This window comes from Glycomyces sp. TRM65418, from assembly GCF_019710475.1.
In the GTDB taxonomy this organism is placed as follows: domain Bacteria; phylum Actinomycetota; class Actinomycetes; order Mycobacteriales; family Micromonosporaceae; genus Glycomyces.
On record NZ_JAJFAX010000009.1, the window covers coordinates 51,765 to 67,452 of the forward strand.

Here is a 15,688-nt window from a genome sequence, read left to right on the forward strand (position 1 = left end):
GTCCAGGTCCACTCATGGAGGCGATTTTTTGAAGGTCAAGGCGCACGCGGCCGATTACGTTCGGCCGCAATACGACACCGCCAAGTCTTCAACGAGAGCAAAGGACTCCACGAGTGGATCTCCCACAGTCAATCGTCATCGCCGAGAGCAGCCACCGCATCCACAACCCCGTCGATAGCCGCAAACTGGCCGAACTCGGGGAGGCGCTGCGCCTCACGCCCGGCTCCACCGTGCTCGACCTCGCGAGCGGATCGGGCGAGATGCTCTGCACCTGGGCTCGCGACCACGGCATCGGGGGCACCGGCGTCGACATCAGCACCGCATTCGTCGCCAACGCGAAGTCCAGGGCCGCCGAGCTGGGCGTGGCCGACCGCGTCGGCTTCGTCCACGGCGACGCGGCAGGACATGTCGCGAGCGAACCGGTCGACGTGGCCGCGTGCATCGGCGCGACCTGGATCGGCGGCGGCACCGCCGGCACGGTCGAACTGCTCCAGCGCAGCCTGCGCCCGGGCGGGCTCATGCTCATCGGCGAGTGCTACTGGAGACTCGACCCGCCCGATGACGCCACGATCGAGGGCTGCTACGCCGAGAGCAAGGACTCGTTCCGCTCGCTTCCGGGGCTCTTCGACCACTTCGACTCGCTCGGGTACGACGTGGTCGAGATGGTCCTCGCCGACCAGGACAGCTGGGACCGCTACGCGGCCCCGCACTGGCTCAACATCCGGCGCTGGCTCGACGCCAACCCCGGACACGAGATGGCCGACGAGATGAGGCACCAACTCGACGTCGAACGGCGCAACCATGTCCGCTATCAACGCGACTACCTCGGCTGGGGCATGTTCGCGCTGATGCGGCGCTGATCCCTCCCGGGCCCGGCACGGTGGTGCCGGCCCGGGACCGGCAGGACCGAATTCCACCGCCGCTGCCCTAAACTCGACGGCATGGGGAACCAAGGGGAACACGCCGACTGGCACGACGAGAACCATGCGCTGTGGGACGAGCGGGTCGCGATCCACGCCGGCAGCGCTTCGTACAACGTCGACGGGTTCCTCAAGGGCGACGACGTCCTCATGGACTTCGAACCCGGCGAGCTCGGCGACGTGACCGGCAAGCGACTCGTCCACCTGCAGTGCCACATGGGCCAGGAGACCCTCACGTGGCTGCGTCGCGGCGCGTCCCGGGTGGCCGGGGTCGACTTCTCGGAGTCGGCGATCGGCAAGGCGCGGGAACTGGCGGCGGCGCTCGGCTTCGGGCCGGACAAGGCCGCGTTCGTGGTCGCGGACGTCTATGACGCGCCGAAAGCACTGCCCGAGAACGAGTTCGACATCGTGTACGTCAGCATGGGCTCGATCAACTGGCTCCCGGACATCGGGCGGTGGGCCGAGACCGTGGCCTCGCTGCTCGTGCCGGGCGGGTGCCTCTACATGAACGAGTTCCACCCGGTGACGCACGTGCTCGACGAGGCGACGGGGACGCGGTTCGTGCGGGACTACACCACCGAGCAGGCGCTCGTGCGCGAGGCGCCCGGCACGTACACCGACTCGGACCGGGACCGGCCGACCGTGCACAACACGGCGACCGAGTGGGTCCACAGCCTCGGCGACGTGCTGTCGGCGCTCGCGGCCGCGGGCCTTCGCCTGGAGTTCCTGCGCGAGCACGACAAGACGGTGTTCCGGCACTTCCAGAACTTCGAGCGCGGCGAGGACGGCTGGTGGCGACCGCCTGCCGGGCGGCCCCGCATCCCGCTGCTGTACTCGCTCAAGGCGTCCCGAGCGTAGGGAATCGACAGGCGTCGCTTGCGGCGACTCCCTACACTGGAGGTCTGCCCCCTCTCGTGAAGGAGTCCGTTGTGAACTGGGACGCCGTCCAGTCGATCGGCGTGATCATCACCCTCGCCTTCCTCGGCTATCAGATGCGGTTGCAGGCCAAGGCGTTGAAGAGCGACAGCCGGCTCCGTCAGTTCGAGCTGTATCAGAGCCTGCTCAACCAGCACACCGAGCTGCTCAAGATGGCCGACAACGATCCGGTGCTCAACCTGATCTGGTCGCCGCTGGATCCCGATCGCAAGCGCGATCTGGACGCGGCGCAGGCGTCCCGGGACTGGGGCGCGTGGACGGTGATGACCCCGGACGAACAGCGCGGGTACCGGTACACGCGGTACGCGATCGAGCTGTTCGAGCAGGCGTACAAGGTGAACCAGTACGGGATGCTGGATGAGGAGATCTGGCGGAAGTGGGTCTCCTGGATGGAGATCTGGCCGCGGACCAGGTATTTCACCTATATGTGGCAGGACACTGCCCGGAAGTTCATGCCGTCTTTTGTGGACGACTACTGGGATCTGGTGCGGCAGAGCGCCGAATTCGACCGCGAGGCGAGGGTGGAGCGGACGCAGCTGCTCGACCCGTTGAGCGGTGGGGACCTCCTGCGGAACGGCGAAGTGCCGGACGTCGACCCGCCGAAGGCCGAGGCGGGTGTGCCGGGAGGGTCGGCGCTGGTGGCGGAGACCGAGGCGGTGCTGGAGGCGGTCGCGCCCAAGTCGTCCGAGGTGGCTTCCGTGGCGGCCGAGACCGAGGTGGAGGCAGTGACGCCGCAGTCGCCGGAGGTGGAGGCGGTCGCCCCCAAGTCGCCCCAGGTGGCGGCCATGGCGCCTGAGCCGTCGGGGGTCGAAGCCGCCGCTCCCCTTCCCACTGCGGCGGAGGCGATTCCGGAGGCCCCCGAGCCGGGGGCGCCGCGACGGGACGACTCCGCGACGAGATGACCGGCGTGCCCGGCCAGTGCCATGTCATATGGCGCCGTCGGGAGCGCTGCGGTTCCTGCGCCGCCGGCCATGCGGGCACCGATCGGCATGGGCGGCGGTTCAGGTCGGCATTCGCGCGCCCTCGATGGGAGGGCGTGCCGCTCAGGCGATGACGGTCGTGCAGGCCGCTGCTCCGCCGTCCGCGGTCTTAGGACCAGCGGTGTACTCGCAGGCGAGCCGCAAGTCCGATGCCGCCGTGCTTTCCCGTTCCTAGCCTTGGATCCGTCACCAGGGCCGTCCACTCGGCCCGGCGAACTCGAGAAGGAACAGCGATGACCATTCTGATCACCGGCGCGACGGGCAACATCGGCCGCCACATCATCCGGCTCCTCACCGCCGCCGACCACTCCGTGCGGGCGCTGACCCGCGACCCCGCCAAGGCCGACCTCCCGGCGGGCGTGGAGGTGCGGGCCGGGGACTTCACCGACTTCGCGAGTCTGGAAGCCGCCCTCGAAGGGGCCACGGCGCTGCACCTGATGACGGCGTTCGGCCCCGCGAACACGACGGTGCCGAACAGCCGCGATCTGTTCGCGGCGGCCGAGAAGGCCGGCGTTCGGCGCGTGACGCTGCTGTGGAACGGATACGCGGGCCCGGTCGAGGAAGCGGTCGAGGCGTCGGGTCTGGAATGGACGCACCTGCGGCCGGGCGAGTTCATGTCGAACGCACTCGGCTGGGCCGAGCAGATCCGCACCGAGGGCGTCGTCCGAGAGGCCTACGGCGAGATCGGGCATTCGCCGGTGCATGAGGTCGACGTCGCCGCGGTGGCGGCGGCGGCGCTCACCGAGGAGGGCCACGCCGGGAAGGCGTACATGCTCACCGGGCCCGAGGTGATCACCGTGCCCGAGCAGGTCGCCGCGATCGCCGCGGCCATCGGGAAGGACGTGCGCTACGAGGCGGAGCCGCCGGAGGGCGCGCGGGAGCGGATGCGGGCCTTGGGCTTCGAAGAGGACGCCATCGACTACGTGCTCGGCTGGCGGGCCGATCCGCCGGAGTTCGCCCGGACCGTCTCGAAGGACGTCGAAGCCGCCGCCGGCCGGCCGGCGAAGACCTTCGCGGCATGGGCCCGGGACCACGCCGACGCGTTCCGTTGAGCGAGGAGGACGCGAAACGGCCCGTGATCCGCCCGGAATCGCGGGCCGCCCGTCCAATACTGCGTGCTAAGCCTCGATCGCTTTGAGGCTCTTGGCGATCGACTCCGCGATCGGCGTCGTCGGGCGGCCGATGAGCTTCGACAGGTCGCCGGTCTGGACGGCGAGCAGGCCGCGGGAGACGGCGTCGTCGACCCCCACGAAGACCGGTGCGAGCGTCTCGGGCACCCCGGCGCCGATCAGGATCTCGCGATGAGCGTCGGCCGTGACGCGATTGACCGCGAACTCCTTGCCGAGCCGGCGCGAGACCTCCGCGGCGTACTCGTCGAAGCCCCAGGCCACGTCCCCGCTGAGCTCGTACGCCCGGTTCTCGTGACCTTCGCCGGTGAGCACGGCGACCGCGGCGGCCGCGTAGTCGGCGCGGGCGGCGGTGGCGACCTTCGCGCCTTCGACCGTGCTGGTCAGCTGCCCGCCGGCCGCGATGGCCTGACCGAGCCCCTCGGTGTAGACCTCGTTGTACCAACCGTTGCGCAGCAGCACGTACGGCAGGCCCGAGTCGATGAGATGCCGCTCGGTGAGCTGGTGCTCGCGGGCGAGCTCGAAGTCGGCGGCCGGGCCGCCCAGGATGCCGGTGTAGGCGAGGAGCGCGACGCCGGCGCGCTTCGCGGCGTCGATGACGGCCTGGTGCTGCGGCACGCGCCGGCCGATCTCGCTGCCGGAGATGAGCAGGACCTTCTCGTCCTCCTTGAAGGCGTCGGCCAGGGTGGCCGGGTCGCTGTAGTCGGCGACGCGGACTTCGATGCCGAGCTCGCCGAAGCGGGCGGCCTTGGCGGCGTCGCGCACGACGACGGCGACCTGGTCGGCGGGGACCTTGTTCATCAGGCCTTCCACGACGTGCGTGCCGAGCCGGCCGGTGGCTCCGGTGACGACGATCATTTGGTTGCTCCTTCAAGTATCGAGTGGGTCTACCATTACACTTACCAAATGAAAGTACAATCAATTCGAAAGCACTGTAGCCGAGGTAACATCACGCCATGAGCACCCGTTCCACCGAAGCCGCCGCCGATTTCCAGGTGCTGGCCAAGGGCTGCGCGTCCCGCTCCGTCCTCGATCACGTGACCGGACGCTGGGGCGCGCTCATCGTCATCGCGCTGCGCGAGGACCCCAAGCGTTTCGCCGAGATCCGCCGCGCGGTGGACGGCATCAACGAGAAGGCCCTCGCCCAGAGCCTGCGCCGGCTCGAACGCGACGGCTTCGTCGACCGCCTCGCCTCGGACGGCTACCCGTCCCGCGTGGAGTACCGCCTCACCGAGTCCGGGAGCCGGATCGCGGCCGGCCTCTGCGGCCTGGTCGAGCTGCTGTACGACGAGATGCCGCGGGTCCTCATCGCGCAGTCCGCATACGACGCCCGCCACCCCGAGGCTCCGCGCCCGTAAGGGCCTGAAGCGCGCGAAAACTGGCCGAAGCCCCAGGTGAGGAGCCCGAACAGGCCTAAACTCGGGCCATGGGCTTGCGGGTCTCGGATTCGATCCGACTGCAGCCGGCCACGGCGATCCCGCTGTGGGTCCGGCTGCTGCCGCTCGGGGCGCTGGGCGTGGCCTCCGTGTTCCAGCTCTTCACGCCGGATCCGCTCCACGCGGGGATCGCGATGACCGTCGTCCCCGTGCTCGCCGCGTTCGTGCTCGGGCCGGTGTGGACCGCGGTGATCGCCGTGCTCGCCTTGGGGGTGGTCCTCGCGCCGCTGCCGGTCCCCCAGCGGTTCGACGGCGGCGACCTCGTGATGGTCGCGATGGTGTTCGCCACGGCCGTCGGCATCTCCTGGGTCCGGCAGCGCTTCGAGGCCGGGCTGGTGACGATGCTGAGCGTGTCCGAGGCCGCCCAGCAGACGATCCTGCCGGGCCTGTCCAAGCAGGTCGGCGACTTCGCGTGCACCGGGCTGTACCACTCGGCGCAGCGGGGCGCGCTGATCGGCGGGGACCTGTTCGACGTGCGGCCCAGCCCGTACGGGCCTCGGCTGATCCTCGGCGACGTGCAGGGGCACGGACTCGACGCGGTGAGCACCGCTTCGATGCTGCTGTCGGTGTTCCACGAGGCGATCCTGGACGAGGAGGAGCTCGGCGGGATCGCGTGGCGGCTGGAGCGGCGCATCCTGGACGACGCGGAGCACGGGTACGTGCCGGAGCTGTTCGCCTCGGCACTGCTCGCGGAGTTCCCGGAGGGCTCCGACGAGGTGCAGCTGCTGTCGTGCGGGCACCCGTCGCCGCTCATACTGCGCGCCGAGCGGGCGGAGGAGATCGACCTCAAGCCCATGCCGGTGCTGGGGCTGCGGCTGGCCTCGCCGGTCCGGCCGGGCGAGGCGGTGTCGGTGCCGTTCGGGCCGGGCGAGACGCTGCTGGCGTTCTCGGACGGACTGGTCGAGGCGCGGAACAAGGAGGGGCGCTTCTACCCGCTCGCGAGCCACCTGGAGGGGCTGGTGGTGCCGTCGCCGCGGCGGCTCATCGAATTCGTGTGGGAGGACGTCGCCCGGTTCGCGGCGCGGATGGACGACGACGTGAGCATCCTGGCGGTCACTCGGGTGGCGAAGAGCGCGAGGAACCGCCCGTCGCCGGGGTAGCGGCCGGGGCGGGGCCGGCGAATGTGAACGGAGGGCCCCGGCAATTCGGACATCGACGGGCCCCCCGGTTTCAACCCTGACGTATGGGTCCGACATTTTCGCGAGCGGCCTCGATGCGGCGAACGTGAGCGGAGCGTCCGGGGCGAATCGGACATCGACGGGTCCCCCGTCTTGACCCCCGACCTATCGGTGTGGGCATTCCGGGTTCGCGGGAGCGGTACCAGGTCAGCGTTTTTCAATCCGTTAGACGAAGGGTGTTCACAAGCGTTGGATTCTGTGCGAACATCGAGATCACTCGATCGCACCCCTGAAGGAGACAACGATGTCCACTCCCTCACCCAGACGCCGGCGGCCGATCGCGGCCGCGGGCGCGCTCGGCCTGGCCGGACTGGTCACCGCGGCGGGACTGCCGCTGCTCACGGCCCAGACCGCCGGCGCCGAGGAGACCGCGGCGCGCGGCGTCACCGTCACGCTCGACCCCTCGTACCAGCATCAGGAGTTCGAAGGCTGGGGCACGAGCCTCGTCTGGGCCGCCAACGTCACCGGCGGCTACCCGGACGAGATCCGCGACCGGCTCGTGGACATGATGTTCGGCGAGGAGGGCCTCAACCTCAACATCGCCCGGTACAACATCGGCGGCGGCAACGCCCCGAACATCGACAACGACTACCTGCGCGGCGGCGCCTCGGCCGTGCCCGGGTTCTGGGCCGCCCCCGAGGGCACCACCCACGAGGACAAGGACTGGTGGGACCCCGAGAACCCCGAGCACTGGAACTGGGACGCCGACGCGAACCAGCGCTGGTGGATCGACCAGATCAAGGACGACGTCACCCACTGGGAGGCGTTCTCGAACTCGCCGCCCTACTTCCAGACCGTCTCCGGGTACGTCTCGGGCGGCTTCGACCCGAACGCCGACCAGATCCGCACCGACACCCTCGACGAGTTCGCGATCTACCTGACCGAGGTCATGGAGCACCTCGAAGACGCGCACGGCATCGAGTTCGACACGATCGACCCGCTCAACGAGCCCAACACGAACTACTGGGGCACCCAGCTCGGCCCGGACGGCGTGCAGCCCACGGGCGGCCGCCAGGAAGGCGCCCACGCCGGTCCCGAGCTCCAGCAGCTGGTCATCAACGCGCTCGCCGCGCGGCTCTCGGCGGCCGACACCGCGGCCGTGATCTCCGCGATGGACGAGACCAACCCGGGCACCTTCACCCGCAACTGGAACGCCTACACCGAGGAGTCCCGGGCGAACGTCGACCAGATGAACGTCCACACCTACGGCACCGGCGGGCGCACCGGCGTCCGCGACCTCGCCAAGGGCAGCGACAAGCCGCTGTGGATGAGCGAGGTCGAGGGCAGCTGGACCGACGGCCAGGACTACGAGTCCATGGAGAGCGGCCTGGGCATCGCCTCCCGCATCACCGACGACCTGCGTGAGCTGGAGCCGTCGGCGTGGGTCTTCTGGCAGCCCATCGAGAACGCCGACCTCGGGCACAACTGGGGCTCGATCCACGTCTCCTTCGACTGCACCGCCGAGGACACGCTCGAGACCTGCCCGATCAAGACGAACACCAAGTACGACACGATCCGCAACTTCACGCACTACATCGAGCCCGGCGACCACATGATCGGCGTGGACGACGTGTCCACCGTGGCCGCGGTCAAGGACTCCGAGGACGCGGCGGTCGCCGTGTACACCAACAACACCGAGGACGCGGTCAGCGTGACCCTCGACCTGTCGAAGTTCGGCTCGATCGACTCCGGCGCCACCGTGACCCCGGTGGTCACCAGCGCCGACGGGGCGCTCGTCGAAGGCGAGCCCGTCGTCGTCGACGGCGCCTCCGCGCAGCTCACCGTCCCGGGCAAGTCGGTGACGACGTTCCTCATCGACGGCGTCGCGGGCGTCGCCGAGGACGCGGCGATGGTCCAGGACGGCCACGTGTACCGCTTCGACGGCGTGCAGAGCGGCAAGTCGATCGCCCCGTCCGAGGACGGCGCCGGCATCGTGCTGCGCACCGACGACGCCTCCAGCGCCGAGCAGCTGTGGACGATCGACCAGCTCACCGACGGCGTCTCGAACCGCGAGCAGTACCAGATCGTCAACGCCGCCACCGGGACCCGTCTCGCGGTCGCGGAGGGCCTGGCCGTGCTCGAGTCCGCCGAGGGCGACCCGTCCGAGGCCGCGAAGTGGTACCTGTCGACCACCGGCGACGGCACCTACGTTCCCGTGAACGTGGGCACCGGTCGCGTCCTGGACGTGTGGGGCGAGGCGACCGCCGACGGCTCCCCCGTCCAGACCTACACCCCCACGGCGGCGAGCAACCAGCGCTGGACCGTGGTCGACGAGACCGTGCTGGAGACGGTGAAGGTCGAGACCTACACCGTTCCGGGCTTCGTGCCCGAGCTGCCCGCCACCGTGGCGGGCGTCCACCGCGACGGCGTGCGCGGCGCGCTGCCCGTGGAGTGGGACATGCCCGACGAGTCCGTCTGGGACAAGGCGAAGACGGTGAACGTCAAGGGCGAGGCGACCGATCCGCTCGGCAACACGTTCAAGGCCAAGGCGAAGGTCAGGATCGACACGTTCGCGGCGACCGCCCCGGCCTCGGCGACGACGTACCCGGGCTTCACGCCGGACCTGCCGGGCACGGTGATCGCGCTGGGCGACCGGGGCACCGAGGCGTCGGTGCCGGTGACGTGGGAGGAGCCGCCCGCGGGCGCGTTCGACGACTACGGCACGGTGGCGCTGCACGGCACGGCGGTCCTGGTCGACGGTACCGAGCTGCCCGCCACTGTGGACATCGAGGTCACCGACCCGATCGAGGTCAACGTGGCGGCGGGCGACGGCGTGGCCACCTCGGCGACGTTCACCGAGCCGGGCTACTCGACCGAGGGCCTGCGCAACGGGGTCCTCACCGACAAGGCCTGGTCGAACTGGAAGTCCGGCGCGTTCAACAAGGCGGACACGATCACCGTGACCCTGCCGCAGGAGCGCGACGTGACCCGGGTCGTCTCCTACTTCTGGAGCGACGGCGGCCGGGCCAGCTACGCCGACACCCTGCAGGTCCAGTACCTGGACGCGGACGGCGACTGGCAGAACGCGGGCGACCCGGTCGACGTGCCGCCGGACACGAGTGCCGCGCCGGTCATCGACGTCGCGGTGAACGCCCGGACGTCGGCGGTGCGGGTCGCGATGACCGCCGACAGCGGCGACATCGCCGGATGGATCATCCTGAGCGAGATCGAGGTCTACGCGAAGGCCCCGGCCGCTTAGGGAAGGCCTCCTCGGTTCCGATCGTCTCGGGGGGCCGAGGGGTGAGGGCCCTTACCGCCGTTCGGCGGTAAGGGCCCTTCGCCGCTCCCGGGAGCGGTTCGGCGGTCCTGCTAATCTCAGCTCCTCCGGTGAAGGGCGGCACATGGACTCGTGGGTGGCGATCGACTTCGAGACCGCGAACGGGAGCAGGGCCAGCGCCTGCTCGGTGGCGGTGGCGAGGGTCAAGGGCGGCGAGGTCACCGAGCAGTTCGCGACGCTCGTCAAGCCCCCGGCCGGGCATGACCGGTTCGAGTACCGCAACACCCAGGTCCACGGCATCCGCGCCTCCGATGTGGTGCACGCGCCCGAGTGGCGGCAGGTGTGGGGGCACCTCAGCGCGTTCATCGGGGACGATCCGCTGGTGGCCCACAACGCCTCGTTCGACACCTCGGTCATCCGGGCGGCCAACGGCGCGGCCGGTCTGCCGTGGCCCGCGATGCGCTACGCCTGCACCATGGTCATCGCCAAACAGACCTGGCCGATGCGCTCGTACCGGCTGCCCGACGTGGCCTCGGCGGTGGGCGTGGACCTCGCCCGCCACCACGAGGCCGCTTCGGACACGCTCGCCGCCGCCGGGATCCTCGTGGCGCAGCAGCGCGCGCACGGCGTCGACAGCATCGACGGACTGCTGCAGGCCGCCAGGGTCCAATGGGGCCGGATCTACGACGGCGGCTACGACACCTGCCGCCGCAGGTGACGCCGCATCGAGCACTGAGGGTCCTCAATCCCGGTCGGCGGTAAGGGCATGAGGGTCCGCTTCGGCGGACGCCGGAGGTGGAGCGTCGACGGCGAGCCCACCAGGCTGGTGTTGAACGGGTGGCAGACCGTCGTCTTCTGGATCGCCTACGCGCCGCTCGCGGCGCGGGGGCCGCCGCTGGGGGTGCTGACCGTCCACTACTACCGGCGGCGCACGGCGGCGGCCCCGGTACGGATGTCGCCGGGGGCCGCTCGGTGACAGCGGACGATCGAATCGGTGGCAAGCTGGACGCATGCACTCACTGGATTCGATGCTCACCGGTTGCGGCACTTGAACCGCGCACCGGGGTTCCCGCCCTTCGTCGATGAACACCGGGCGCTCATCGCCGCGCCGCGCGAGCGCGTCTGGGAGGCCGTTCGCGCCTACGGGGAGGCGCTCGCGCGCGATCGCGGCGGCCCGCTGCCCCTCCTGCTGGGCACCGAGCCGCGCGCCGGGTTCGCCGTGTCGCGCAGGGAGCCGCGCCGGTGCCTGGACCTGGAAGGCCGCCACCGGTTCTCGCGCTATCGGTTGACTTTCGAGCTGCGGGACGGCGCGGGCGGGGCGACCGAGGTGGTCGCGCGGACGTTCGCCGAGTTCCCCGGACGGCGCGGGCGCGCGTACCGGGCGCTGGTCATCGGCAGCGGCGGCCATGCCGTCGCGGTGCGGGGCATGCTGCGGTCCATCGGCAAGTCGAGCCGCACCACGGGAGCGTTCGCCCCAGTCGCAGACGGCAGAGCGTCCTTGCCGCCCTCCGGTGTCGAGGACTCTCGAGACCGCTTCAAGCGTCGATGAAGTCGGAGAGGGCGGTCAGTTCCTCGGACTCCTCGGCGGTCAGGTCCAGTTCGGCCGAGGCCAGGAGCGGGCCGAGCTGGTCGGCGGTGCGGGCCCCGGCGATCGGCGCGGCGATCCCGGGCCGGGTCCGCGTCCACGCCAGGGCGACCGACGCGATCGCGACGCCGCGGGAGCCGGCGATCCGGTCGAGCTTGTCGATGATCGCGAGCCCGGACGGGTTCAGGTGCTTGGCGGCCGAGTCGCCGCGGACGCTCTGCCGCAGGTCCGCTTCCGTGCGGTACTTGCCGGTGAGGAAGCCGGAGGCGAGCGCGTGGTACGGGAAGGCGCTCAGGTCCTCGGCCACGGCCAGGTCGCGCAGGCCCGGTTCGAAGGCGCCGCGGCTGACGAGGCTGTACTTGGGCTGCAGCGCGACCGGTCGGGCCGCGTCGGTGCGCTCGGCGATGTCGAGCCATTCGCGCACCCGCTCGGGCCGGTAGTTCGAGATGCCGATGTGGCGGATCTTGCCTTCGGTGACGAGGGCGTCGAACGCCGCGACGGTCTCCTCCAGCGGCGTGTCCTCGTCGTCGAAGTGGGCGTAGTAGAGGTCGATCGCCTCGACGCCGAGCCGTTTCAGGGACGCTTCGGCGGCGGCCTTGACGTTCGCGGCCGAGAGGCCCTTGAACCCGGGGTGCTGGGAGACCTTCGTGGCCACCAGCGCCCGCCTGTCGCGGCGCCTGGCGAGCCACGTGCCGATGACGGCCTCGGACTCGCCGCCCGTGTTGCCCGGGGCCCAGACGGAATAGGAGTCGGCGGTGTCGATGAGGTTCCCTCCGGCGGCGGTGAACGCGTCGAGGACCGCGTGCGCCTCGGATTCGTCCGTGGTCCAGCCGAAGGTGTTGGTGCCCAGGACGAGCGGATATATGTCGAGGTCGGTTCTGCCGAGCTTCGCCATGTCGTGCCTCCGTGGTGTCGGCGCTGCCGGTGCTTCGATCGGGGGGTTCCCCGGGACGCGCGGCGTCAAGCCGTCGCGGTTCCGACGGCGGTCGTGCCGCGCGTCACGGCGGTCCCTGCCTCGTTTCCGAGCGATCTCCCGAAACCCGCAGCGGCCCCGGGGCTAGTTGGCCTGGAAGGTCGGCATGACGGTGACCTGCTGGAAGTTGACGCGGCGCGGCTGCGCGGCGAGGAACGCGACGGTCTCGGCGATGTCGCCGGGCTCCAGGACCTCCTGGCTGGCGAACACGTCGTCGAGCCAGGCGTTGCTGTCGGCGTGGTCGACATGGCCTTGCAGCTCGGTCTTCACGATGCCGGGTTCGATCACCGAGACCCGCACGTTCTGGGCGCCGAGTTCGGTGCGCAGGTTGCGGGAGGCGTGGGAGACGAACGCCTTCGAGCCGGTGTAGACGGCGAAGTTCGGGAAGAGGTTCTGCGCCGCGATCGAGGAGGTGTTGATCAGGTCGGCGACGCCCCTGTCCGCGGCGGCCTCGACGAGCTGCGGGACGAACGCGCCGATGGCGTTCATCAGGCCGGTGATGTTGAGGTCGATCATCCGCTGCCATTCGTCGGCGCGGACCTCGGTGATCGGCGCGGCCAGCATGACGCCGGCGTTGTTGAACAGGAGGTCGGCGGTGCCGAGTTCGGCCCGGGTCCGCTCGGCGGCGCCGCGCACGGCTTCGGCGTCGGTGACGTCGACCGCGACCGCGAGGGCGGTCCCGCCGCGCCGCTCGATGCGCTCGACCAGGGCCGCGAGCCGGTCGGCGCGGCGGGCGAGCACGGCGACCTTCGCGCCGCGCTCGGCGAGCAGTTCGGCGGTGGCCTCGCCGAGGCCGCTGGAGGCCCCGGTGACGACGGCGACGCGACCGGACAGCGGCATGTGGTGCTCAGTGGACATTGCGATTCCTTCGGTGTCGTTGCTTGCCAGGACGGTTCCCCGCCCTCCAATCGAGTACAGCACCGTCGCGGCCTTGAAATCGGCGCTAAATGCGCCCTCCCGCGGCTGGTACCGCCAGTACCACCCACGAGCGCCCGGGACCGGCCCGGCACGGGCAGAATGGGGGCATGGATCGGCGCAGCGAGATCGCGGACTTCCTCCGCAGCAGACGGGCCCGCCTGAGCCCCGGCGAGGCCGGGCTCCCCGACGACGGCCGCGTCCGGCGCGTCCCGGGCCTGCGGCGCGACGAGGTGGCGCGGCTGGCGAGCATGAGCGTCGAGTACTACACGCGGCTCGAACAGGGCCGCGCCGGCAATCCGTCGCCCGAGATCATCGAGGCGCTGGCCGAGGCGCTGCGGCTCGACCGGTCCGAACGCGACCATCTGCAGGACCTGTTCGGCCGCCGCGGCACCTCCCGGCGCGCACCGATCGCCGCGCAGCGGGTGCGGCCGGGGCTGCTGCTGACGCTGCAGAGCCTCGAGAGCGTGCCGGCGTTCATCATCGGCCGGCGCACCGACGTCCTGGCCGCGAACCGCCTGGCGCGGGCGGTCCTGACCGACTTCGAGGCGCTGCCGGCGAAGCGGCGGAACCTCGCCCGGTTCTACCTGCTCGACCCTGCCGCGAAGGCGATCGCGCTCGACTGGGAGCGGATGGCGCGCGACACGGTGGCGATGCTGCGCTTCGACGCCGGACGGCATCCCGACGACCGGCAGCTCGCCGAACTCCTCGCCGAGCTGGAGGCGGCCTGCCCCGAGTTCGGCGAATGGTGGAACGACCACCAGGTGCTGCGGAGGACCAACGGCACCAAGCGGTACGCGCACCCCGTGGTCGGCGAGATGGAGTTCCAGTACGAGGCCTTCGAGATGCCCGGTGACCCGGACCAGTACCTGTGCGTCTACAACGTCGAGCCCGGCTCGGCGAGCGCCGAGGCGCTGCGCCTCCTCGACAGCTGGACCGCCCCGGCCGCGCAGCGCCGCTGACGCGGCCCGCACTCCCGGAAGGGCGGCGGGCGCCGCCGCGCAAAAACCGCTCGGCATCCAGCGGCACCGGGTCCGACAATGACGGGATGGCCGACTGCTCCCCCGCCGAGCTCCGGGCGATCCAGGAGCGCGCCGTCCGCGCCCAGCCGATCGACCACACCGAGTACGCGGGCGGCCGGCGGCTCGGCCGCACCGCGAGCGGCTCCTGGTGGCACGGCTCGGTGATCACCACGGCGAACCCGACGACCTGTTCGCGCAGGTCGAACACGCCGAAGCGGTCGGCGTGGCGCGGGCGGTCGCGGACGTCGGCTGGACCGGCGTGTTCGCCATGGCCGTGCTCCCCGAAGCGCGCGGGCGGGGCGCGGGGCGCGCGCTGATCAGCGTCCTGGCCGAATGGGCCCGGGCGCAGGGGACGCCGACCACGCACCTGCAGGTCGAGGCCGACAACGAGCCCGCGTCGGCGCTGTACGCGAAAGCCGGGTTCACCGAGGCGCTGGCGTACCGCTGCCGCTCACAGCGCTGAACCGCCGGTCTTCCTCGGCCGCACATTCATGCAACGAATGGTTGCGCATTGTCGTTCTGTCGGCTAGGCTGATGTGCAACCGATAGTTGCGAAAGGTGGTCGACATGGAATACGGCACCATCGAGCGGGAGATCCGCATCGAAGCCTCGCCGGAGGTGGTCTTCGACGTCGTGAGCAGTCCCGAGCACCTCAAGGAGTGGTGGCCCGACGAGGCGGAGTTCGAGCCGGTGGTCGGCGCGAACGGCCGGATCGGCTTCGGGAAGGACGCCGACGGCATCACCTGGGAGCAGTTCACCGTCGTGGACGCCACGCCGCCGCGGCACTTCTCGTTCCGGTGGACGCACCCCGAAGGCGAGACCGCCGCGCCCGGCAATTCGCTGCTCGTCGTCTTCGAGCTCGAACCGGCCGGCTCGGGCACCCTGCTGAAGATGACCGAGAGCGGCTTCCGCGAACGCGGCTGGGACGAGGCCAAGGTCGCGGCCCAGTACGCCGACCACTCCAACGGCTGGGACCACTACATCCCGCGGGTCGCGCCGTACGCGGAGAAGGTCGGAGCCGGCAGATGAGCACGGCGGTCGACGACGACCTCTGGTCGGCGGTCGGCGACCCGACCCGCCGCCGGATGCTCGACCTGCTGCTCGAGGAGGGCGGCGGAACGGCCACCAGCCTGAGCGAGCACCTGCCGGTGACCCGGCAGGCCGTGGCGAAGCACCTGCAGGTCCTCCACCGGGCCGGTCTGGTGCACGGGGCGACCACGGGACGCGAGCGGCGGTTCCGCGTCGACGAGGCCCAGCTGTCCCGCGCCGTCATCCAGCTCAACGAGGTCGGCACGGCCTGGGATTCACGGCTCCGGCGCATCAAGCGCCTCGCCGAGACCATCGAGCGCGACAAGCGGGCAAGCGAAGAACACGACCGAAACACGGAACAGCAGTAGAG

General features: G+C 70.8%; 17 protein-coding genes. 14 read left to right on the plus strand and 3 right to left on the minus strand.

Going from position 1 to position 15,688, the window contains the following annotated elements:
- The first annotated feature begins 113 nt into the window (after positions 1 to 113).
- The 4 genes from K3N28_RS18565 to K3N28_RS18580 all read left to right on the plus strand — a co-directional run bounded on the left by K3N28_RS18565 (position 114) and on the right by K3N28_RS18580 (position 3,888).
- Entirely contained in the window at positions 114 to 860 is a 747-nt protein-coding gene (locus tag K3N28_RS18565; protein ID WP_228094247.1) for a cyclopropane-fatty-acyl-phospholipid synthase family protein, read from the plus strand.
- Positions 861 to 941: 81 nt separating this feature from the next.
- Entirely contained in the window at positions 942 to 1,778 is an 837-nt protein-coding gene (locus tag K3N28_RS18570) for a bifunctional 2-polyprenyl-6-hydroxyphenol methylase/3-demethylubiquinol 3-O-methyltransferase UbiG (RefSeq protein ID WP_228094248.1), read from the plus strand.
- 71 nt (positions 1,779 to 1,849) lie between these two features.
- Positions 1,850 to 2,758: a hypothetical protein gene (locus K3N28_RS18575; RefSeq protein ID WP_228094249.1), complete on the plus strand. Its 909-nt coding sequence runs from the start codon at positions 1,850 to 1,852 to the stop codon at positions 2,756 to 2,758.
- 311 nt (positions 2,759 to 3,069) lie between these two features.
- Entirely contained in the window at positions 3,070 to 3,888 is an 819-nt protein-coding gene (locus K3N28_RS18580) for an NAD(P)H-binding protein (RefSeq protein ID WP_228094250.1), read from the plus strand.
- Positions 3,889 to 3,954: 66 nt separating this feature from the next.
- Here K3N28_RS18580 and K3N28_RS18585 read toward each other — a convergent pair whose 3' ends face one another.
- Positions 3,955 to 4,821 carry an NAD(P)H-binding protein gene (locus K3N28_RS18585; protein ID WP_228094251.1) on the minus strand — a complete coding sequence of 289 codons (867 nt, stop codon included), beginning with the start codon at positions 4,819 to 4,821 and terminating at the stop codon, positions 3,955 to 3,957.
- Between the two features lie 98 nt (positions 4,822 to 4,919).
- Between K3N28_RS18585 and K3N28_RS18590 the strand changes: the two genes are divergently transcribed.
- The 6 genes from K3N28_RS18590 to K3N28_RS18615 all read left to right on the plus strand — a co-directional run bounded on the left by K3N28_RS18590 (position 4,920) and on the right by K3N28_RS18615 (position 11,343).
- Positions 4,920 to 5,321 (plus strand): helix-turn-helix domain-containing protein, encoded by a 402-nt coding sequence (locus K3N28_RS18590; protein WP_228094252.1) that lies wholly within the window; start codon positions 4,920 to 4,922, stop codon positions 5,319 to 5,321.
- 68 nt (positions 5,322 to 5,389) lie between these two features.
- Entirely contained in the window at positions 5,390 to 6,499 is a 1,110-nt protein-coding gene (locus tag K3N28_RS18595) for a PP2C family protein-serine/threonine phosphatase (protein WP_228094253.1), read from the plus strand.
- 322 nt (positions 6,500 to 6,821) lie between these two features.
- The gene (locus K3N28_RS18600; protein WP_228094254.1) at positions 6,822 to 9,776 is read left to right on the plus strand and encodes a glycoside hydrolase; all 2,955 of its coding nucleotides are present in this window, start codon (positions 6,822 to 6,824) and stop codon (positions 9,774 to 9,776) included.
- Between the two features lie 142 nt (positions 9,777 to 9,918).
- Complete coding sequence (locus tag K3N28_RS18605) at positions 9,919 to 10,512, plus strand: 3'-5' exonuclease (protein ID WP_228094255.1); 594 nt, start codon at positions 9,919 to 9,921, stop codon at positions 10,510 to 10,512.
- Between the two features lie 48 nt (positions 10,513 to 10,560).
- Positions 10,561 to 10,770, plus strand: coding sequence for a hypothetical protein (locus tag K3N28_RS18610; RefSeq protein WP_228094256.1), 210 nt, complete (start codon positions 10,561 to 10,563; stop codon positions 10,768 to 10,770).
- Between the two features lie 18 nt (positions 10,771 to 10,788).
- Positions 10,789 to 11,343: a hypothetical protein gene (locus K3N28_RS18615; RefSeq protein ID WP_228094257.1), complete on the plus strand. Its 555-nt coding sequence runs from the start codon at positions 10,789 to 10,791 to the stop codon at positions 11,341 to 11,343.
- On the opposite strand, the gene K3N28_RS18620 is transcribed toward K3N28_RS18615, so the two are convergent.
- Together K3N28_RS18620 and K3N28_RS18625 are read right to left on the minus strand one after the other, a co-directional pair.
- Entirely contained in the window at positions 11,330 to 12,274 is a 945-nt protein-coding gene (locus K3N28_RS18620) for an aldo/keto reductase (RefSeq protein WP_228094258.1), read from the minus strand. The genes K3N28_RS18615 and K3N28_RS18620 overlap by 14 nt on opposite strands.
- Positions 12,275 to 12,436: 162 nt before the next feature.
- On the minus strand, positions 12,437 to 13,210 hold the full coding sequence (locus tag K3N28_RS18625) for an SDR family oxidoreductase (protein WP_228094259.1): 774 nt from the start codon (positions 13,208 to 13,210) through the stop codon (positions 12,437 to 12,439).
- 167 nt (positions 13,211 to 13,377) lie between these two features.
- Here K3N28_RS18625 and K3N28_RS18630 point away from each other — a divergent pair, with 167 nt between their 5' ends.
- The 4 genes from K3N28_RS18630 (at position 13,378) to K3N28_RS18645 (ending at position 15,686) form a co-directional block, all read left to right on the plus strand.
- Positions 13,378 to 14,229: a helix-turn-helix transcriptional regulator gene (locus tag K3N28_RS18630; RefSeq protein ID WP_228094260.1), complete on the plus strand. Its 852-nt coding sequence runs from the start codon at positions 13,378 to 13,380 to the stop codon at positions 14,227 to 14,229.
- Positions 14,230 to 14,437: 208 nt separating this feature from the next.
- Positions 14,438 to 14,752 carry a GNAT family N-acetyltransferase gene (locus tag K3N28_RS18635; RefSeq protein WP_374209828.1) on the plus strand — a complete coding sequence of 105 codons (315 nt, stop codon included), beginning with the start codon at positions 14,438 to 14,440 and terminating at the stop codon, positions 14,750 to 14,752.
- 104 nt (positions 14,753 to 14,856) lie between these two features.
- Entirely contained in the window at positions 14,857 to 15,318 is a 462-nt protein-coding gene (locus tag K3N28_RS18640) for an SRPBCC family protein (RefSeq protein WP_228094261.1), read from the plus strand.
- Positions 15,315 to 15,686, plus strand: coding sequence for a winged helix-turn-helix domain-containing protein (locus K3N28_RS18645; RefSeq protein ID WP_228094262.1), 372 nt, complete (start codon positions 15,315 to 15,317; stop codon positions 15,684 to 15,686). The genes K3N28_RS18640 and K3N28_RS18645 overlap by 4 nt, the downstream gene beginning before the upstream one ends.
- Positions 15,687 to 15,688: the final 2 nt, after the last annotated feature.

Bases quoted from the DNA above. Each gene is read 5' to 3' on its own strand.
- K3N28_RS18600 (WP_228094254.1), top strand. From the start codon at position 6,822: ATGTCCACTCCCTCACCCAGACGCCGGCGGCCGATCGCGGCCGCGGGC.
- K3N28_RS18625 (WP_228094259.1), bottom strand. From the start codon at position 13,210: ATGTCCACTGAGCACCACATGCCGCTGTCCGGTCGCGTCGCCGTCGTC.
- K3N28_RS18590 (WP_228094252.1), top strand. From the start codon at position 4,920: ATGAGCACCCGTTCCACCGAAGCCGCCGCCGATTTCCAGGTGCTGGCC.
- K3N28_RS18630 (WP_228094260.1), top strand. From the start codon at position 13,378: ATGGATCGGCGCAGCGAGATCGCGGACTTCCTCCGCAGCAGACGGGCC.
- K3N28_RS18610 (WP_228094256.1), top strand. From the start codon at position 10,561: ATGAGGGTCCGCTTCGGCGGACGCCGGAGGTGGAGCGTCGACGGCGAG.
- K3N28_RS18640 (WP_228094261.1), top strand. From the start codon at position 14,857: ATGGAATACGGCACCATCGAGCGGGAGATCCGCATCGAAGCCTCGCCG.
- K3N28_RS18645 (WP_228094262.1), top strand. From the start codon at position 15,315: ATGAGCACGGCGGTCGACGACGACCTCTGGTCGGCGGTCGGCGACCCG.
- K3N28_RS18580 (WP_228094250.1), top strand. From the start codon at position 3,070: ATGACCATTCTGATCACCGGCGCGACGGGCAACATCGGCCGCCACATC.
- K3N28_RS18595 (WP_228094253.1), top strand. From the start codon at position 5,390: ATGGGCTTGCGGGTCTCGGATTCGATCCGACTGCAGCCGGCCACGGCG.
- K3N28_RS18570 (WP_228094248.1), top strand. From the start codon at position 942: ATGGGGAACCAAGGGGAACACGCCGACTGGCACGACGAGAACCATGCG.
- K3N28_RS18620 (WP_228094258.1), bottom strand. From the start codon at position 12,274: ATGGCGAAGCTCGGCAGAACCGACCTCGACATATATCCGCTCGTCCTG.
- K3N28_RS18585 (WP_228094251.1), bottom strand. From the start codon at position 4,821: ATGATCGTCGTCACCGGAGCCACCGGCCGGCTCGGCACGCACGTCGTG.
- K3N28_RS18605 (WP_228094255.1), top strand. From the start codon at position 9,919: ATGGACTCGTGGGTGGCGATCGACTTCGAGACCGCGAACGGGAGCAGG.